This is a genomic window from Pantoea nemavictus (assembly GCF_037479095.1).
GTDB lineage: Bacteria > Pseudomonadota > Gammaproteobacteria > Enterobacterales > Enterobacteriaceae > Pantoea > Pantoea nemavictus.
In genome coordinates, this window is sequence record NZ_JBBGZW010000002.1 from 742266 (window position 1) to 760197 (window position 17932).

The following is a 17932-nucleotide window of genomic DNA, read 5'->3' on the forward strand; positions in this document are numbered from 1 at the left end:
AGAGGTTTATTGTTATCAGGGCAATTGGCTCATCAGGTCGTTAAGCGCCAGAACCTGCTTATTGACCACCAGATCCGTATCGAGCTGACCAGTGAAAAAGTTGACGATGTTGGTGGCAGCGGAGATCGACATGCGCATCGCCGCCTCTTCAGTCAGTCCTGCGGAATGTGGGCTGAGAATTAATTTGTCGCGCTGGGCCAGTAGCGCGGTATTTAGCGCGGGCGGCTCCTGCTGTAATACATCAAGACCCACGCCACCCAATGCATCGTTTTGCAGGGCGGTTGCCAGCGCCTCTTCATCGACAATGCCGCCTCGCGCGGTATTGATTAAAATGGCGTGGCGTTTCATTAGCGCCAGTTCGTCCGCGCCAATCACCGCTTTATCACCGCTTAAAGGCAGATGGATAGTCACCGCATCGGCCTGTTGCAGGCCCTCATTGATGTCTGCAACGCGGGTTACGCCGCTTTCTACGAAACTGTTATCGGGCAGGAAAGGATCGTAAGCGATGACTTTCATGCGGAAGCTTTTCGCCAGGCGCGCCACTTCACGGCCGATGCGACCAAAACCGAGAATGAATAAGGTTCTGCCAGCCACCTCTACGGCGGAAAAACTGTTGCGACGATTCCATTCACCCTCACGAATGCTGCTATCGAAATAGCAGATGCGTTTTGCCAAAGCCAGCAGCAAGGACAGCGTGTGTTCCGCTACGGAAAGTGAATTCACATTGCCGACAATGGTCAGCGGAATGTTGCGTTCGGTAAGGGCGGCAACGTCAACCGAGTCATAACCCACGCCGTGACGTGACACCATGCGCAGATTTTTTCCAGCAAAGATCTCTTTAGCCGTAAGCGGCTGCGTACGGATTAATAGCGCATCCGCTTCGGCAATAAAGGGCGCATAACTCGCCACGCTGACCTCGTGCACCAACTGCACGTTGAATCCAGGCGCGTTATGCAGAATATCGAGCCCGGCCGGATGAATTTTTCCGGCAACCAGAATGTTTGGCATCTCAGTAACCTCCCGGCTGGGTTGATGGCGTTGCTTGGCCGTTACCGTTGAGTTCGCAGAATTGCTGCACGCTACTGGCTGCTGCGCCACGCAACAGCTGGACGTCGTTAGAAAGCGTGACTAAATCGAATCCCCATTGCGCCGCGTTGGCCGCATAAGCGGCAGAACCATTGTGCAGCCCCGCCTTTTTCCCAGCACGATGCGCAGTGGCGAGAATATGCTTAATCGCATCGACAATTTCCGGTTCAGTGCGATCAAAACCCGTGCGATATTTTCTGCCGGTAAGTCCTAACGTCAGATCGGCTGGGCCGATATAGACGCCGTCCAGTCCGGGGGTAGCGACAATCGCTTCGATATTGTCAAAGGCTTCGGCGGTTTCGATCATCGCCAGGCACACCACGTGATCGTCGGCCTGCTGGCCGTAATCCTGGCCGGCGGAGAATGTCACGCGCGTTGGGCCAAAACTGCGGCTGCCGTGGGGTGGATAACGCACGCAGGAGACCAGCGCCTGCGCTTGCTCTGCGGTACTGATCATCGGACAGATAATGCCCCACGCACCGGCATCCAGTGACTTCATGATGATGCCGGGTTCCAGCCAGGGCACGCGCACCATCGGGGCAACGCCGCTGGCGCGCATCGCCTGCAGCATATGCGTTGCTTGCTCATAGCCGACAAAACCGTGCTGCAAATCGATGGTTAGCGCGTCGTAACCCTGTTCAGCCATGATTTCAGCTGTGAAGGCGTTGGCGATGCTAAGCCAGCCATTGAGTACGGTTTGCCCTGCATTCCAGCGTGCTTTGATATTATTCAGCTTCATCAATCCGTTCCTTACAGCACGATTTGCGCCAGTTTGATGTTCATATAGTCGTGAATACCCTCACTTCCGCCTTCACGCCCCATGCCGCTGGCTTTCACGCCGCCAAACGGCACTTCGGCAGCGGCCAGCGCATAGCTGTTAATACCGACCATGCCGGATTCGAGGCGCGCCACGGTTTCACGAATCCGGGCCGGATCGCGGGTAAAGGCGTAAGCGGAGAGGGCAAAATCAGAGTTATTAACGCGGCGCCACAGATCGTCGCTGTCGCTAAATGAGGTGATGGCGGCAATCGGACCAAAATTTTCTTCGGCGATCGCCAGCGCATCGTCGGGGACGTCGGCAATCACGGTTGGAGCGAAGAAGTAGCCGCCGTTTAATTCGATACGTTCGCCGCCGACCACGATGCGTGCTCCTTTCTCGCGCGCATCCGCCACGATCGCCTCGATGGCTTTGAGGCGACGAGGATTGATCAGTGGGCCCATTTGCGTGCCTTCATCCAGCCCGTAACCGACCCTGAGTTTTTTCGCACGCTCGGCAAAGCCTTGTACGAAGTCGTGATAGCGGCTTTGGTGGACATAAAAGCGATCGCAAGTGACACAAACCTGGCCACAGTTGGCAAATTTGGTGGCCACGGAAAGGTCGAGCGCTTTTTCCAGATCGGCATCGTCATAGACGATGACCGGCGCGTTGCCGCCCAACTCCATGCTAAGGCGCTTAATCGTGGCCGCTGAATCCCGAATCATCTGCTGACCGAGTTGCGTTGAGCCGGTTAGTGAGACTTTCTTCACCACGGGCGAAGCAATCAAGGGTTCATAGGTGGCGGCAGTCGGCCCAACAACCAGATTGGCCACGCCAGCCGGCAGTCCCGCTTTGCGCAGACACTCAAAAATCATCATGGCGGAGCCGGGAACTTCACTTGAGGGACGTAATACCACCGTGCAGCCGGCGGCGAGCGCGGGTGCAAGCTTGCGTGCCACTAGCACCACCGGAAAATTCCACGCGGTAAACGCCGCCACCACGCCGACCGGTTCGTGCGACACTTCACAGCGTCCGCCTGGCACCCGGCTTTCTACAGTGCGGCCATAGATACGACGCGCCTCTTCGGCGTACCAGATAAATTGGTCGGTCGATAATTCCCATTCGCGGCTGGCCTGCGCCAACGGTTTGCCACTCTCCTTCGAGATGATCTGTGCGGCTTCTGCCGCCAATGCCGTCATCTCTTTTGCCACCGCCTGCAGCAAATCCGCCCGCGCCCAGCCTGAGGTGGTTCGCCATTCGACCAGCGCCGCTTCTGCGCTGGCCAGCGCAGATTGGGTGTCGGCAACAGAGGCGGCGGCAATTTCACCCAGCGTTTGCCCGTTGCCGGGATCGGTGACGATCACCGGTTCTGCACCGCTGCCCTGACGCCATTCGCCGTTAATAAACTGTCCAAAGTTTTGATACATGTTGATCCATTCCTCCGGTAGCGGTTTCAGGCTTAAGCGACAGCCTGAAACGGTCAGCTGGGAGGGAAGACCTGGGATGGGAATCCCTCAGCAGCATTGATAGTTGCAATGTTAGGATCGGAGCAATAAAAATTGCAATGCAATGGCAGGCGTGAGGTTAAATTGAGGTTTTAGTTTAAATTATCTATATAAATCAGAATCTAAAGTGGGTTGAGTATCGTCGGAAAAGGTGTTTCATTCAGACTAAAAGTGAATTCTTCGAACCAAATCACAAATATTACGCAGAGCTTTTCCCTGTTGGCAGCGAATGCGTTAGAACTAATTGCATTAAGGTTTTACTTGCAATTTTTATTGCGTTAGCGTGCTGGCGAGATGGGCTGTACGCCGAAAAGGAATGATGGATGAGCAAGATTGAGAAGATGCAAACCACGCTGCCGCATGAAAATTACGAGCAAATTGTGGATGAGATTACTAAACGCTATGCGCAGCTGTCGGTGCGGCATCAGCAGGCGGCACGCTATGTGACGCAAAACCCGAACACGGTGGCGCTGGAATCGATTAACGCTGTCGCCGCGAAATGTGGTCTGCACCCCTCGGTGTTGGTGCGTTTCGCGCAGGTGTTTGGCTATAGCGGTTTTAAACAGATGCAGAGCGTATTTCAGACCCGACTCGCCACGGCGGCACCGGGTTACAACGAGCGCATCACCGCCCTGGAGAATGATCTGCGCAAGAATGAGCAGAAGGGCAGCCTCGGCTTTCTGCAAAGCCTGGTGATAAGGGACATCGCTACGCTGCAGGAGCTGCTGAGCAACGTAGCGGAAAGCGATCTCGATGCGACCGCGGGGTATTTGAAGGAGGCTGAAACCATCTATATCGCCGGTCAGTTGCGCTCCGAGCCGATTGCGTTATTGCTACGCTACCTGCTCACCATGCTGAATCGCCGGGTGATCCTGCTGGATTCCGCCGGCGGGCTGGCGCCGGAAATGGCTAACAATATGCGTGAAAGTGACGTGCTTATCGCCATCGCGTTTCGCCATTATGCCAAAGAGGTGATCGCCATTGCCGACCATGCCAGCGCGCGCACCATTCCGGTCATCGCCATTAGCGATGGGCCGCTATCACCCTTAGCTAAAAGCGCCAGCGTGCTGTTCAACATTCCGGAAGAGGAGTACAGCTTTTCGCGATCGCTGGCCGCGCCGGTTTGTCTGGCGCAAAGCATCGCCATGGCGCTGGCAGCAGTATTGCAGCCGGAAGTGGCGCAGCCGCGCATCGAAACCATTACTGAACGTGAGAAGCGCACAGAATCACCGCGTAAACGCAACCGCGCCTAATTGAATTAACGGGCTCCCGCACGCAGCTGAGTGGGAGTTTTGTCGCCTGAAGTTGCAACTTATATTGCGGTTATTTGCTTTTAGCAATTTAAGTTGTGAAATATAACACCATGCTGCACAGCAGCATCTCTGAAAAGTGAGTAAGGATATGGCTACGATTCGTTGCACGACGGCTCAGGCGATAGTTCGCTATCTGAGCAATCAGTTTACCGAGGTGGATGGCAAACGCGTGCCGCTGTTCCCGGGCGTGTATGGCATTTTTGGCCACGGTAATGTCACTTGCCTGGGCGAAGCGCTAGAAGCGGCGCAAGATGTATTACCCACCTGGCGCGGGCAGAATGAGCAGTCGATGGCGTTTGCCGCCGTGGGATTTGCCAAGGCGATGGTGCGACGTCAAATCATGGTGGTCACCGCCTCGATTGGTCCTGGCACCACCAATCTGCTCACCGCTGCGGGCGTAGCGCATACCAGTCGTCTGCCGCTTTTAATGATCTGCGGTGACAGCTTTGCCCGTCGCCATCCCGATCCGGTAATGCAGCAGGTCGAGCATTTCAACGATCCGACCCAAACGGTGAATGATGCCTTTAAAGCGGTGTCGCGCTACTGGGATCGGATTACCTATCCTGAACAGATCCTCTCCTCTCTGCCACAAGCCGTGGCAACGATGCGCGATCCCGGCGACTGTGGCCCAGCCTTTATTGGCGTATGCCAGGACGTGCAGGAGATGGCGTGGGATTACCCAGAAGAGTTCTTTGCTCCGCGTTTGCATCTGATGCCGCGTCCACGTCCCGATCGCCAACTGCTGGCTCGCGCTGCTGAGTGCCTGAAACAGGCGAAACGTCCGCTGATTATTTCCGGTGGCGGCGTGCGCTATTCGCAGGCTGAAGCAGAACTGGCGCAGTTTGCCCTGGCGCATGGCATCCCGGTGGTGGAAACCATCGCCGGAAAGGGCGCATTTACCCACGATGACCCGATTCATTGCGGGCCGATTGGCATTCTCGGTTCAACCTCGGCCAATGCGCTGGCCGCCGAGGCGGATGTGGTGATTGCGGTGGGGACGCGTTTGATGGATTTCGTCACCGGTTCATGGACGGTATTCGATCATCAAGCACAATTTATTGCGCTCAACGCCGCGCGCTTTGATGCGCACAAGCATCTGGCCATCCCGCTGGAGTGTGATGCCCGTGAAGGCATTAGCGAACTGCACACGGCGCTCGGCAGTTGGAAAGCAGCCGATAGCTGGCTGGAAAAAGGACGACAGGCGTTTGCCAGGTGGAACGAGCTGATTGCGGCACGGCAGGAACGCACGGTATCGGAGGGCGATCCCACCTACGCGCAGGTGATTGGCGTTGTGAATGCGGCGGCGGCGGCAGAAGATTACATCATCAGCGCGGCGGGCGGACTGCCCGGTGAACTGGTGAAGGGTTGGCGGGTGAAGAATCCAGGCACGTTTGATTGCGAATTTGGCTTCTCCTGCATGGGCTATGAACTCTCCGCTGGCTGGGGCGTGGCGATGGCTGAGCAGGATCGCGACGTGTTCGTGATGATTGGTGACGGTACCTACATGATGATGAATTCCGATATCTACTCCAGCGTTCTTTCGGGCCATAAATTCATTTTGCTGGTGTGCGATAACGGCGGCTATGCGGTGATCAACCGTCTGCAAAATGCCAAGGGCGGCGCCTCATTCAATAACCTGCTGAAAGATTGTCGGGTACAGGAGCCGTTTCACGTCGATTTCGTCGCTCATGCGCAATCCATGGGGGCACTGGCGCGCAAGGTCTCCTCGCTGGATGAGCTTGAGGAAGCGATCGGCTGGGCCAAAGGAAACGATCGCACCACGGTCATCTCCATCGATACTCATCCGTTTGACTGGACGCCGGGCGATGCCTGGTGGGATGTCGGCGTGCCGGAAGTCAGCGCACGAGACAGCGTTAACCAGGCGCGTGAAGAGCACGTAAAGGGTCGCCTGGCGCAGCGCGTCGGCATTTAATCAGGGAGTTCATGATGTTAAAAGCCAAACTGGGCATCGCGCCCATTGCCTGGTCGAACGATGACCTGCCGCAGTTAGGTGGGGATACGCCGCTCACGACCTGCTTGTCTGAAAGTCATCAGGCGGGATTTCAGGGTGTTGAAACCGGCGGTAAGTTTCCCAAAACTGCTGACGCGCTAAAGCCGCTACTGCAAGAGTATCAGCTGGATTTGGTGTCAGGCTGGTACTCCGGCACTTTACTGGACAACAGCGTGGAGGAGGAGATCAAAAAATCACTGCCGCAAATGCAGCTGTTTCGTGATTGCGGCGCGGCTTGCCTGGTGTATGGCGAAACGGCCGGCACTATCCAAAATCAGCAACATGTGCCGCTGGCGCAGCGTCGTCGTCTTACCGATGAACAGATGCGCGAGTACGGCGAAAAACTGATCCAGTTTGCAGCGTTTTGCCAGGACTACGGCGTGCCGCTGGCTTTCCATCATCACATGGGAACCGCCATTGAGGATGAACATGATATTGACCGCTTGATGGCCGTCACCACGCCAGAAGTTGGGCTCCTGTTTGACGCCGGTCACCTGGTGTTTGCAGGCGTCGATCCACTGCGAATTCTGGAAAAACATGGCGACCGCATCATTCACGTGCATACCAAAGACGTGCGCGAAGAGGTCCTGCGCGCCTTAGATCGACATCGCGACTCCTTCCTCGATGCGGTGCTGCAAGGGATTTATACCGTCCCCGGCGATGGCATGATCGATTTCAGTGCCATTGTTAATAAGTTGGCGCAAATCGGCTATCAGGGCTGGTTTGTGGTGGAAGCAGAGCAAGACCCAGCGAAAGCACCGCCGCTGGAATACGCGCTTCTTGGTTATAAAACACTTCGTTCGGCGCTCGACGCAGCCGGTTATTCAGTCATTTCAGGAGCACTATGATGAACCAGTTAACAGGTAAAGTGGCCGTGGTTACCGGTGGTACGCAAGGCGTGGGCGCAGCGATTGCGCGTCAGTTTACGCAGTTGGGTGCTAGCGCAGTGGTGATTTGTGGTCGCAATCAGGAGAAAGGGACCAAGGTTGCCGAGCGTTTAAACGGGGAAAGTGAAACTAAAGTGGATTTCGTGCGCGCGGATTTATCTAACGTAGAGGATTGCCGTCACGTCATCGCCACCGCAGATAAACTGCATGACCGCGTCGATATTTTGGTTAACGCCGGCGGCATGAGCGATCGCGGTACCATTTTAGATACCGATCCCGAACTCTTCGACCGCATCTTCGCCACCAACGTACGCGGCCCGTTCTTCCTGATGCAGGAAGCCATCAAGCTGATGCGCCGCGATAACATTGCGGGCAGCATCGTGAATATCTGTTCGATGTCATCGCTGGCGGGGCAACCGTTTATCGCCGCGTACTGCTCTTCCAAGGGCGCGCTGGCCACCCTGACACGCAACACCGCCTACGCCTTACTGCGTAATCGCATTCGTGTGAATGGCCTCAACATTGGCTGGATGGCATCGGAAGGCGAAGATCGCATCATGAAGCAATATCACAGCGCAGAGGATAACTGGCTGGAGAAAGCGGCGGCGTCTCAGCCGTTTGGCCGCCTGATCCAACCGGAAGAAGTGGCGCGCGCGGTGGCATTCCTCGCCAGCGAAGAGTCCGGATTGATGACCGGCTCAATGATTGAGTTCGATCAGTCAGTCTGGGGTGGCTACGATCAAGCTGCTGCACCTGCTTCCCCGCTTTAAGCGCTTTCCTCAGCCTGTGAAAGCAGGCTGGTTCCTCATTTTTATCGACTCATAAAAGAGGATGCGACATGAATCTAAAACAACTCGATAGCATTGCTCACTTTTACCATCAGCTACTGCTTCAGGTTCGCTTTCTGAAATTCAGTAAGCGGCGAACACCAGAAGAGGAGAAAAAAGAGTTGCTGGTTCAGTGGCTGCTTAAAGAGAAAAAATTGAAAACCTTTGGTGAAGAGTGTCGCCATGAGATCGCCTATATGATCCTCGAAATAGAGAGCAGCAGTCTCAGCGACTTTGAAAGCAAAGTGGAGCATCTTGAGACGAACTGCGCTGCTATTCGACTGGAGATGGAAATGAGTCAGGCGCTAAAGTGGGAAACGTCAGCAAAATCGGGTTACGGCTAAGATGTCTGCCTCAGGACGAGGCAGATTTGGCGTTCAACTCACCATTCAACGATCGGGCCCGCTTCTCCTTCACCTTCCAGACCAACCACAACGCAATAAACCACGTCGGCGAAACCGCTAAAGCGGCGAGCGTGTCGGGATCGAACACCATAATCACTACCGAGAACAGGAAGAACATCAGCGTGGCCCAGGCCATGACGACGCCACCGGGCATTTTAAATTTCGATTTTTGATGCAGATCCGCACGTTGCCGGCGATACACCAGATAGGACACCAGAATCATTCCCCAGCAGTAGATCACCAGAATCGCGGCCAGGGTGGAAACGATGGTGAACAGCGTAGAGACATTCGGCACAAGGAACAGCAGCAGGGTACCGCTCAGCATACAGAAGCAGGAGAACAGCAGGCTGCGCAGCGGAATGCGCGTGGTGCGCGACAGAATGCGGAATTGCCCGTGCGCATGCTTCTCAACCGACAAGCCATACAACATGCGGGTACTGGAGTAGACGCCACTATTGGCGGAAGACATCGCCGAAGTGAGCGCCACGAAATTGATGATCGCTGCCGCCGCAGGCAGGCCTGCTTTAGCAAACAGCGTGACAAACGGGCTGGTGTCAGGCGAAACGCCCTGCCAGGAGGTGACCGCAATAATCACCATCATCGAGAGCAGGTAAAAAACCACAATACGCAGCGGCAGAGCGTTGATGGCGCGCGGCAGAATTTTCTCGGGATCGCGCGTTTCCGCGGTCATGGTGCCTAACAGCTCAATCCCGGTATAAGAGAAAATAGCGATTTGGAAACCTGCGAGAAAGCCGGTGATGCCATGCGGCATAAACACGGCGGGATCGGTCAGATTATGTAGCGATGCGGTAACGCCATCAGGCGAGGTCCAGCCGGTAAACACCATCCATCCACCGGTTAAAATCAGCGCAATGATGGTAATCACTTTGATCAGTGCGAACCAGAACTCCGCTTCACCAAAGGCTTTCACCGACAGCATGTTAAACAGACAGAGAATGCCTAAGGTAAATAGTGCCGGTATCCACGCCGACATTTCCGGGAACCAATACTGCATATAGGCGCCGCATACCACCACGTCGGCAATGCAGGTGACGACCCAGCTCAGCCAATATGACCAACCCAAATAGAAGCTGGCTTTCGGCCCGAGATAATCACCGACAAAATCGGCAAATGAACGATAGTCCAGCCGGGTCAGCAGCAACTCACCCATCGCGCGCATCACCATATAGCTGAAAAAACCGACCAGAATGTAGATGATCAAAATAGAGGTTCCGGCAACGGCAATATTGCGTCCTGCTCCCATAAACAGCCCGGTGCCGATGGAGCCTCCCAGCGCGATCATCTGAATATGACGTTCGCTGAGCCCGCGCTGCAGTTTTTGCGGGGCGTCATTAGCCCGAGCAGGCTGAATCTGCTCTCGTATCGGTTTGTTAGACACAATAATTCCTTCAGTCTGGCAAAGAGGCGCATAGCGATGCCTGCCCGCAAGCATCAGTGGCAAGTTAGGGTTTTATTCTTTCCGCAAAGGCATAGCTAAACGAATCTGTTAAGCGCAGTGAAACAGGCACGTTTAAATAGTTGAAAGAAAAACAAAACTAATAAAAGCCTAATTCATGATCGATATTTCCCGCTGAGTTTCACTCATCGTGGTTGCCTGAGTTAACAAAGTCAATGCGATAAAATAACACTTTATTCACTTTTTGATGACCATCAAAGAACTGAAAAATAGGAAAAAAATCCAATATTATGCAGTTTAGTGAATATTTTATGCATAAAAATGCACGCATTAAGGGGGGCGTTTCAATGCTTATTTATTCATTCACCAACGCGGTTTGGCATGGAAAAAATTAATGATTTCTTTTTTCGTCGTGATTCTGTTTTTTTAAAAGTGCTAAATTAAAGCCTGCCTAGTGCAATGCATTACCTTTCCACGTCTTTCCAATATAAATAACTCTGAATAAACAGGCTTCTCATGGAAAAGTTATCTTACGCGTCTGAAAGCAGTACATCTCCCTGGACTACCTACCTGAGCCAAATTGACCGCGTTGCGCCTTACCTCGGTGAATTGTCTCGCTGGATTGAAACGCTGCGTCATCCCAAAAGAGCACTGATTGTCGACATCCCGGTACAGATGGATGACGGCTCCATCCGCCACTTTGAAGGCTATCGCGTGCAGCACAACTTATCGCGCGGGCCAGGCAAAGGCGGCGTGCGTTACCATCCAGCGGTAGACCTAAACGAAGTGATGGCGCTCTCTGCCTGGATGACCATCAAGTGTGCGGCGGTCAACCTGCCATATGGCGGGGCAAAAGGGGGCATCCGCGTTGATCCTCATGCGTTATCAGAAGGTGAACTTGAGCGATTAACTCGCCGCTACACCAGTGAAATTGGTCTGATTATTGGGCCTCAGAAAGATATTCCAGCGCCAGATGTCGGTACCAACGGCAAAGTCATGGCCTGGATGATGGACACGTACTCGATGAACCATGGCACTACCATTACGGGCGTGGTGACCGGTAAACCGATCCATCTTGGTGGCTCGCTAGGCCGTGAAAAAGCCACTGGCCGCGGCGTATTTATCACCGGACGTGAAGTAGCGCAACGCTCTAACATCACCATTGAAGGTGCACGCGTGGCCCTGCAGGGCTTTGGTAACGTAGGTAGCGAAGCAGCCCGTCTTTTTGCCGAAGCCGGGGCGCGCGTGGTGGTGATTCAGGATCACACCGCTACCTTGTTCAACGAGGGCGGGATCGATTTGAATGCGCTGAGTGCGTGGCAGATTGAGCACAAGCAGATCGCCGGTTTCCCCGGTGCGCGTGAAATCGAGAAAGAGCAATTCTGGACCACGGCGATGGATATTCTGATCCCGGCGGCGCTTGAAGGGCAGATTACGCGTGAGCGTGCGGAAATTATCAGTGCAAAACTGGTACTTGAAGGGGCGAACGGCCCAACTTACCCGGATGCCGATGATGTACTGGCCAACCGTGGCGTGCAGGTGGTACCGGACGTGATCTGTAATGCCGGCGGGGTAACAGTCAGTTACTTCGAGTGGGTGCAGGATATGGCGAGTTTCTTCTGGAGCGAAGACGAAATTAATAAGCGTATGGATCGCATCATGACCGAAGCGATGATTCACGTTTGGGATAAGGCGGCAGAAAAACGCTGTTCACTGCGCACCGCCGCTTATATTGTTGCCTGCGAACGTATTCTTCTGGCACGTAAAGATCGCGGTATTTATCCTGGCTAATTTACTTTGTTGTTAACGCTGCTGTGCAAAACCGGGAGTGATACCATTTCCGGTTTTAAACTTCCTCAAATAACCGGCTTCATCAAAAAACACACTCTGTCTATAGTCGTAATATTACGCTTCGCTTTAATTGCTTTTTTTTGAATTAAACCCAGTGCATTTATTTGATTAATGTAAGAAAAGCTAAATGCATTGATAAAACGTCATCGCCGCTGCGAGAGGACGTTTATCCTGTCGTTCATGCCAGATTTACCCCACGCAGGCCTGACCAGCAGCGCGCCGCCGACTGGGTAATCATCACCGAGGGCTCCTCGCTAAACTCACTCACTAACGTAACAATTCTGTCGGTTAAACTCCTTATATTTTCACTGCCTACATAAACATATTCATTGGTGGGTAAAACGTAAGCATAACCTTTCTCACAGACCAGGCTACGCGAAAATCCATGTTCCAGCATGGCATACAGCAGTTCAATTTGCGTGCCTGCTGTGGGATCTTTCAGTTCGATGCGAATAGTGTAACTGAGCATAATGTCATCTCCGGCTAAATGAAATTTAAGTTTACTTAATTTTAATTCGTCCGAAAATTTTATTTCCAGTTTAAGATAAATCCTAACGAGCATTGAGCTATAAGCGAAGGGTGCAGGTTATTATTTTTAGTAATTATTGGCACTATTAAGCGCAGCGATATTCATTCATATGATATTAAATTAATTAACCTGGCGTTTATTCCGTTCGGCTTATTTAGTTTGTTATTTAATTAGAGGTGGCTGACTTCATAGGGCTATAATTAATTTATGGCTCATTCTGATTTGGTTGCTAAAAAAGCGTGCAAGACAGTTTCCGCAAAGGGCGATTTTTAAGAGTGGTGTTAATCCTATTTATCTTATGCCTCATGTGGAGTAGCAGATGAAATTAACCGTAACCGATTTCTACGTGTTTAGTCGGGAAGATGCTGATGGCTGCTGCTATCTTCATCGTGATGGCTGCCGTTTGAGCCCTGCCTACAACAATCGTGTGTTTATGGGATCCTTTTATTCGTCTGAACACGCCTGGCAATATTTTTATACCCATCACGGCGAGCACCGGGCAGCGCTTTGTCTGTTGTGTATGAAAGAGTGAGGTCAAGCTCACTCAGCCGAAACATGCCACAAACGGTGGGTATCACAACTGCCCCTAAAGCGGTTGCTGCGCAAAGGCCTCTTTAAGCGCATCAATCGCACAGCGAAGCCGCTGGGGCATCGCGGCGGTTTTCAACCACACCGCGTAAATCGGTAGGCTGTTACTGCGCGTTTGCGGCAAGACCTCAATCAGCTTTTTCTCCTCAATATCCCGACTGACCAGCCAGCGTGGCAACTGGGCGATGCCGTAACCTTGCTGCGTCGCCGCATACACCGCGCTCATGCTACTGAAGCGCAAGCGCTCGTCCGGCTGCCAATAAACCATCTCTTCCTGCGCGTTCTTCAGCAGCCACGGCTGGGATCGCCCTTGCTCAAGCAGGGTCAGATGCGGGAAGTGGGCCAGATCGTCAGTTTGTGCCAGCGCTTTACCCGCTGCCAGCAGTGCAGGGGCGGCGCACAGCAGCAGCGGTTGCTGGCCGATGAGGCGCGCGGTGAGATCGGCATGATGCCCAGGCGCGCCGATCCGTATCGCCAAATCCACACCTTCCGCTGCCAGATCGATACGCTGGGTGGAGAGTCGCACATCCAGTGACAAACCTTGCCAGCGTTGGGTGAGAGGCAATAACACCGGCATCACCCATTTTTCGCCCAGCAGAGGCGGAGCCGCGACGCGCAGCTGTCCTGTGGGTTCGCTGGCATGTGACATCAGCCGATTCTCTGCCGCGTCGAGGCTGGCGAGGATCTGCAAACAATCCTGGTAAAACTGTTCACCTTCACTGGTGAGCGACAGTGAACGGGTGGTGCGCTGGAACAGCTTTACCTGCAAACGTGATTCGAGGCGCGCCACCGCCTTTCCCACCGTTGAGCGTGATAATCCCAACTGCTCGGCTGCCGGGCTAAATCCACCGGCCTGCGCGGCCTGCACAAACGCGCGGATGCTGTTCAACCTGTCGACGTTAATCATCAGTAAGCTCGCTTTATTGGCGATTTTAATTCGTCAGTATGGCGAATTAATGGCGTAACTGGCGAATTAAAATCGTGGCAGGCTAAGGTTTTCCTCTTTGGAAACCTGGCATGACCCGTCCAATCTCACACTCTCCGGCAACCTTGATCAGGCTACAGCTCGGTATCTGCCTGGCCAGCTTTCTCGGCTGTATAGATTTCACAATTGTTAATACCGCGTTGCCCGCGCTACAGCGGCACTTTGGCGGTGATATTGAAGATGTGCAGTGGGCGATGACGCTGTTTGTGATGGCGCTCTGTTGCTGCATGGTGATGTCCGCCAGGCTGGCTGAGCGTTTTGGTGCACGTCGGGTGCTGTACGCTGGAATGTTGCTGTTTGGTATCGCCTCGCTGGGCGCTGGACTGGCATTTAACCTGCTGGCATTGAATATCTTTCGCTTGCTGCAGGGGGCGGGCTGCGCGGTGCTGTATACCGTTAGCGCCACTATTCTGATGGAGACGATGCCTGCAGCCAGACGGGGGAGCGCGCTTGGCTGGCTGTTTGCTGCCAACGGCCTCGGGTTGGCGCTGGGGCCGGTGGCGGGCGGCGTGCTGGTCAGCTGGCTGGGTTGGCGTGCGGTGTTCTTGCTGAATGTGCCACTGCTAGCGCTGAGCTTCCTGTTTTGCTGCGGCAGCGTGGCGGCATCAAAAAGATGTGCTGACACCCGGCTGGATATACCCGGCTGGCTGCTGATGACCGCTGGATTGGTTCCATTGCTAATCTGGACCAGCCATGTCACGCGCTGGGGCATGTTATCGCTGCCGTCAATTTTAACACTGACGCTATCGCTGCTGTTGCTGCTGGCCTTTGTCATGGTGGAGAGACGTTCGCTGCAACCGGTCATCGATTTCCGCATGCTGCGTAACAGCGGCTTTGCGGCCGCTTGTCTGTTGTCGGTGCTGCTGGCGATATTTTACTGCAGCGCATTTATGCTGATGCCGTTCCGATTGATTGCCATTTTCCATCTAAACGATGCGCAGCTTGGTCTGATGCTGCTGCCGGTGACGCTGGTGATGGCGCTAATTTCGCCCTTAGCCGGTCGTCTTGCCGATCGCTTAACGGCCTGGCCGGTGATGGCGGCAGGATTTGCCCTGCTTACCGCTTCTGCATTGCTGCAGAGCATAAGCAGCGCATCGTTATCCCATTACATGCTGGCATTTGTATTGATGGGAGCTGGCTGGGGCGCAATTCTTGGACCCTCAGTCGCCGCCGCGCTCAGCGCATTACCTGCGGCGCGCCATGCGCAGGGAATAGGCATCTCCTGGACGCTGCACAATCTCGGTGGCGCGTTAGGACTGGCGATAGCTACACAGATCTATCAAACCGCTGCGACCTTAGGTTTTCAAGCAGTGATGTGGGGGTTGGCGGGCAGCGCGCTGCTTGGCACGCTGGTAGCGATAAAGGGCGGAAGCCGTACTATGAGAGAAGTGGCTGAGTGATTTATTGGAGAGGATATACAAGCCTTATTTGTTATTAACGTGTTGTAACATTAGGGCATATTGGGCAGCCAGCTAATACCCTAAAGAAATTTTATCCACTTCATCAAGTGAACCCTGAATTATGTATATTATTTCCAAGGGTTCGTTAAAAATGTCACTTATATCAGTTTATCTGATAGGAGAGTATGATGGTTAACGGATGACCGTCTACGCTGTAGCTTGTTTCATTATCCAGAGATAAAATATTGCCACTATAAACTACGCGTACGCTATCTTTCGCGTCTTGTGTAATAGACGAAATACTGCCGTAACCTTCCATAAATGGAATCTGTTTTTTTAATTCCATTAGTAAATGCTGATTGGTGCCGAGTAAATGATCCGAAAGGTAGTAGCGATAAAGGGTGGACACTGTCGCGCCGCCGCTGTCGTTCATCGTCGTATAGAGCCATAAGTGGTCACTGATTCGATGGCTATTTTGTAATGTATCGTTGGCGCGATTATCACTTTGTGTATTTAGCCATAGCAAGCTGATGACACCTATCAATAGGCCAACTGTAATGGCGCAATGCAGCCATTTAGTAACCGAGTTGACGCGCATATTCGATGCCCTCACGGATAGCTCGTTGATCGATAGGGTCATCTCCATAAGGGGCATCGCCGTACCATCGGTTCCATTTTCCCCTTGCAGATGCCATTCCGTGCTCCTAAAATTTTCCCCGTTCTGACGATTATCATAAAACCTCCGTTTTATTGCGGGTATTAAAATAAATCTCACTAATGTGCTATACCCTTCATTCCAGAATAAAAATCATCCCGTTTGTCTGTTAAAACAGGATGCCTGCATTTTAGCGGCTAACTTTTTTACACCCTAAGATTTTGCAGTTGAATTATCTCTGCGCTACGCATTTATCACAGGTAATGGAGTTTGATCCTGTCTAAACAGAAATGCTTTGAATCTGTTGGTACTGTAACGATTATCTATTTTAATCCCTCACTTTCTCACGAGAGACTGCCGCATGCCGAAGCCCCACACTACATCTGATGCCCAGAAGCGCGCGTTGATCGCCGGTTCTGTGGGTAATTTCATTGAGTGGTATGAGTTTGCCGTTTACGGCTTTCTCGCCACGGTGATCGCGCAAAACTTCTTTCGTCTGCAGGGCGAAGCGGAGCTGACCGGTCTTATCCTGACCTATGCTTCCTTTGCGGTGGCCTTCTTTTTCAGGCCGTTGGGGGCGATATTTTTTGGCCGCATGGGCGACCGCCTTGGGCGCAAGCCTACGCTGATTTTCGTCTTGATCATGATGACATTGGTGACGACAGCCATTGGTCTCATTCCTGTCTATGCCAGCATTGGCGTGGCGGCACCGCTGATCATTACCGGGCTGCGTATTCTGCAGGGCCTGTTCGCTGGTGGAGAATACGGCGGCGCGGTTTCCCTGATGACGGAATTCGCGCCCAAAGGAGAGCGCGGACGCTACGGCGCCTGGCAATCTTTCACCGTGGCATTAGGCCTGCTGGCGGGGGCAGGCATTGTGGCACTGCTCTCTGCGCTATTGACGGCGGATGAGATGCACAGCTGGGGCTGGCGTATTCCGTTCTTCCTCGCCTTGCCGATGGGTGCAGTAGCGCTGTGGTTGCGCTATAGCATGGAAGAGACGCCGAGCTTTGTGCGTCAGCAACAGGCCAAACAACAGCGTCAACCTCAACCGGTTAGCGCCAGCGTGGGGGCAACGTTAAAAACTATCTTGCTGGCAATTAGCCGCGTGATGGTGTGGTCGGCGGCGGGTTATACCTATCTGGTGATTATGCCTACCTATTTACAGTCATCGCTGCACACCGGTTTTAATCAGGCGTTGCTGATTGCGGTGATCTCGAATCTTGGCTTTGCGGCGACTATCATTCCGGCGGGCATCCTCAGCGACAAAATCGGTCGGCGCAGCGTAATGGTGATCGCGGCATGCTTATTACTGGTGCTGGCGCTTCCATTATTGAAAGTATTACAGGCCGAATCTTCAACGCTGCTGATTAAAGCGATGGTGGTGTTTGTTGCGGGTGGAATTGTCGGATTGCTGGCCGGACCGGGCCCGGCGATGTTGGCGGAAATGTTCCCAACGCGCGTGCGCTACACCGGACTTGGACTGGCCTATTCATTATCCAATGCGATTTTCTCCGGCTGTGCGGGACTGATCATCACCTCGCTGATTAAACAAACGGGTAATCTGGATATTCCGGCCTGGTACATTATGGTGACCGCCGCGATCAGTATTCCAGCACTAATGACGCTAAATAAGAGAGATCATTTACGATCGCTGGATGAATAACAGTGAAGTCTGATGTAAAAGGGCGCCTTTGCGCTGCGCCCGGTGAAACCA

At 53.3% G+C, this 17932-nt stretch carries 16 protein-coding genes; 9 read left to right on the forward strand and 7 right to left on the reverse strand.

Features of this window, described 5'->3' with window-relative positions:
* Positions 1-15: 15 nt before the first annotated feature.
* Genes WH298_RS23040 through WH298_RS23050 form a run of 3 tightly spaced genes read right to left on the reverse strand, consistent with a single transcriptional unit; the run spans position 16 to position 3270 of the window.
* Entirely contained in the window at positions 16-1008 is a 993-nt protein-coding gene (locus WH298_RS23040; RefSeq protein ID WP_180824201.1) for a hydroxyacid dehydrogenase, read from the reverse strand.
* Position 1009: 1 nt separating this feature from the next.
* Complete coding sequence (locus WH298_RS23045; protein WP_049851180.1) at positions 1010-1825, reverse strand: HpcH/HpaI aldolase family protein; 816 nt, start codon at positions 1823-1825, stop codon at positions 1010-1012.
* 11 nt (positions 1826-1836) lie between these two features.
* Positions 1837-3270 (reverse strand): NAD-dependent succinate-semialdehyde dehydrogenase, encoded by a 1434-nt coding sequence (locus WH298_RS23050; RefSeq protein ID WP_180824202.1) that lies wholly within the window; start codon positions 3268-3270, stop codon positions 1837-1839.
* 401 nt (positions 3271-3671) lie between these two features.
* On the opposite strand from WH298_RS23050, the gene WH298_RS23055 reads away from it, so the two are divergent.
* The 5 genes from WH298_RS23055 (at position 3672) to WH298_RS23075 (ending at position 8730) form a co-directional block, all read left to right on the forward strand.
* A complete protein-coding gene (locus WH298_RS23055) occupies positions 3672-4601 on the forward strand; it encodes a MurR/RpiR family transcriptional regulator (RefSeq protein ID WP_180824203.1) in 930 nt (309 codons plus the stop codon).
* A 148-nt stretch (positions 4602-4749) separates the two neighbouring features.
* Positions 4750-6594, forward strand: coding sequence for a 3D-(3,5/4)-trihydroxycyclohexane-1,2-dione acylhydrolase (decyclizing) (gene iolD, locus WH298_RS23060; protein ID WP_180824204.1), 1845 nt, complete (start codon positions 4750-4752; stop codon positions 6592-6594).
* Positions 6595-6608: 14 nt separating this feature from the next.
* Complete coding sequence (iolE, locus tag WH298_RS23065; protein ID WP_202883446.1) at positions 6609-7520, forward strand: myo-inosose-2 dehydratase; 912 nt, start codon at positions 6609-6611, stop codon at positions 7518-7520.
* Positions 7520-8329 carry an SDR family oxidoreductase gene (locus tag WH298_RS23070; RefSeq protein ID WP_180824206.1) on the forward strand — a complete coding sequence of 270 codons (810 nt, stop codon included), beginning with the start codon at positions 7520-7522 and terminating at the stop codon, positions 8327-8329. Before iolE ends, WH298_RS23070 begins: the two co-directional genes overlap by 1 nt.
* A gap of 68 nt (positions 8330-8397) precedes the next feature.
* The gene (locus WH298_RS23075) at positions 8398-8730 is read left to right on the forward strand and encodes a hypothetical protein (RefSeq protein WP_180824207.1); all 333 of its coding nucleotides are present in this window, start codon (positions 8398-8400) and stop codon (positions 8728-8730) included.
* Between the two features lie 10 nt (positions 8731-8740).
* Here the strand turns inward: WH298_RS23075 and WH298_RS23080 are convergent, their stop codons facing one another.
* Complete coding sequence (locus WH298_RS23080; RefSeq protein ID WP_180824319.1) at positions 8741-10174, reverse strand: amino acid permease; 1434 nt, start codon at positions 10172-10174, stop codon at positions 8741-8743.
* A gap of 549 nt (positions 10175-10723) precedes the next feature.
* Between WH298_RS23080 and WH298_RS23085 the strand changes: the two genes are divergently transcribed.
* A complete protein-coding gene (locus WH298_RS23085; protein WP_049851172.1) occupies positions 10724-11998 on the forward strand; it encodes a Glu/Leu/Phe/Val family dehydrogenase in 1275 nt (424 codons plus the stop codon).
* Positions 11999-12236: 238 nt separating this feature from the next.
* Here WH298_RS23085 and WH298_RS23090 read toward each other — a convergent pair whose 3' ends face one another.
* Positions 12237-12527: a hypothetical protein gene (locus WH298_RS23090; protein WP_049851171.1), complete on the reverse strand. Its 291-nt coding sequence runs from the start codon at positions 12525-12527 to the stop codon at positions 12237-12239.
* 379 nt (positions 12528-12906) lie between these two features.
* Between WH298_RS23090 and WH298_RS23095 the strand changes: the two genes are divergently transcribed.
* Complete coding sequence (locus WH298_RS23095) at positions 12907-13119, forward strand: hypothetical protein (RefSeq protein ID WP_007891215.1); 213 nt, start codon at positions 12907-12909, stop codon at positions 13117-13119.
* 54 nt (positions 13120-13173) lie between these two features.
* On the opposite strand, the gene WH298_RS23100 is transcribed toward WH298_RS23095, so the two are convergent.
* Positions 13174-14082, reverse strand: a complete 909-nt coding sequence (locus tag WH298_RS23100) for a LysR family transcriptional regulator (RefSeq protein ID WP_180824208.1) — start codon at positions 14080-14082, stop codon at positions 13174-13176.
* Between the two features lie 110 nt (positions 14083-14192).
* Here WH298_RS23100 and WH298_RS23105 point away from each other — a divergent pair, with 110 nt between their 5' ends.
* Positions 14193-15560 (forward strand): DHA2 family efflux MFS transporter permease subunit, encoded by a 1368-nt coding sequence (locus WH298_RS23105; protein ID WP_180824209.1) that lies wholly within the window; start codon positions 14193-14195, stop codon positions 15558-15560.
* A 163-nt stretch (positions 15561-15723) separates the two neighbouring features.
* Here WH298_RS23105 and WH298_RS23110 read toward each other — a convergent pair whose 3' ends face one another.
* Positions 15724-16335, reverse strand: a complete 612-nt coding sequence (locus tag WH298_RS23110; RefSeq protein WP_180824210.1) for a hypothetical protein — start codon at positions 16333-16335, stop codon at positions 15724-15726.
* 241 nt (positions 16336-16576) lie between these two features.
* Here WH298_RS23110 and WH298_RS23115 point away from each other — a divergent pair, with 241 nt between their 5' ends.
* Complete coding sequence (locus WH298_RS23115) at positions 16577-17881, forward strand: MFS transporter (RefSeq protein ID WP_007891220.1); 1305 nt, start codon at positions 16577-16579, stop codon at positions 17879-17881.
* Positions 17882-17932 lie beyond the last annotated feature (51 nt).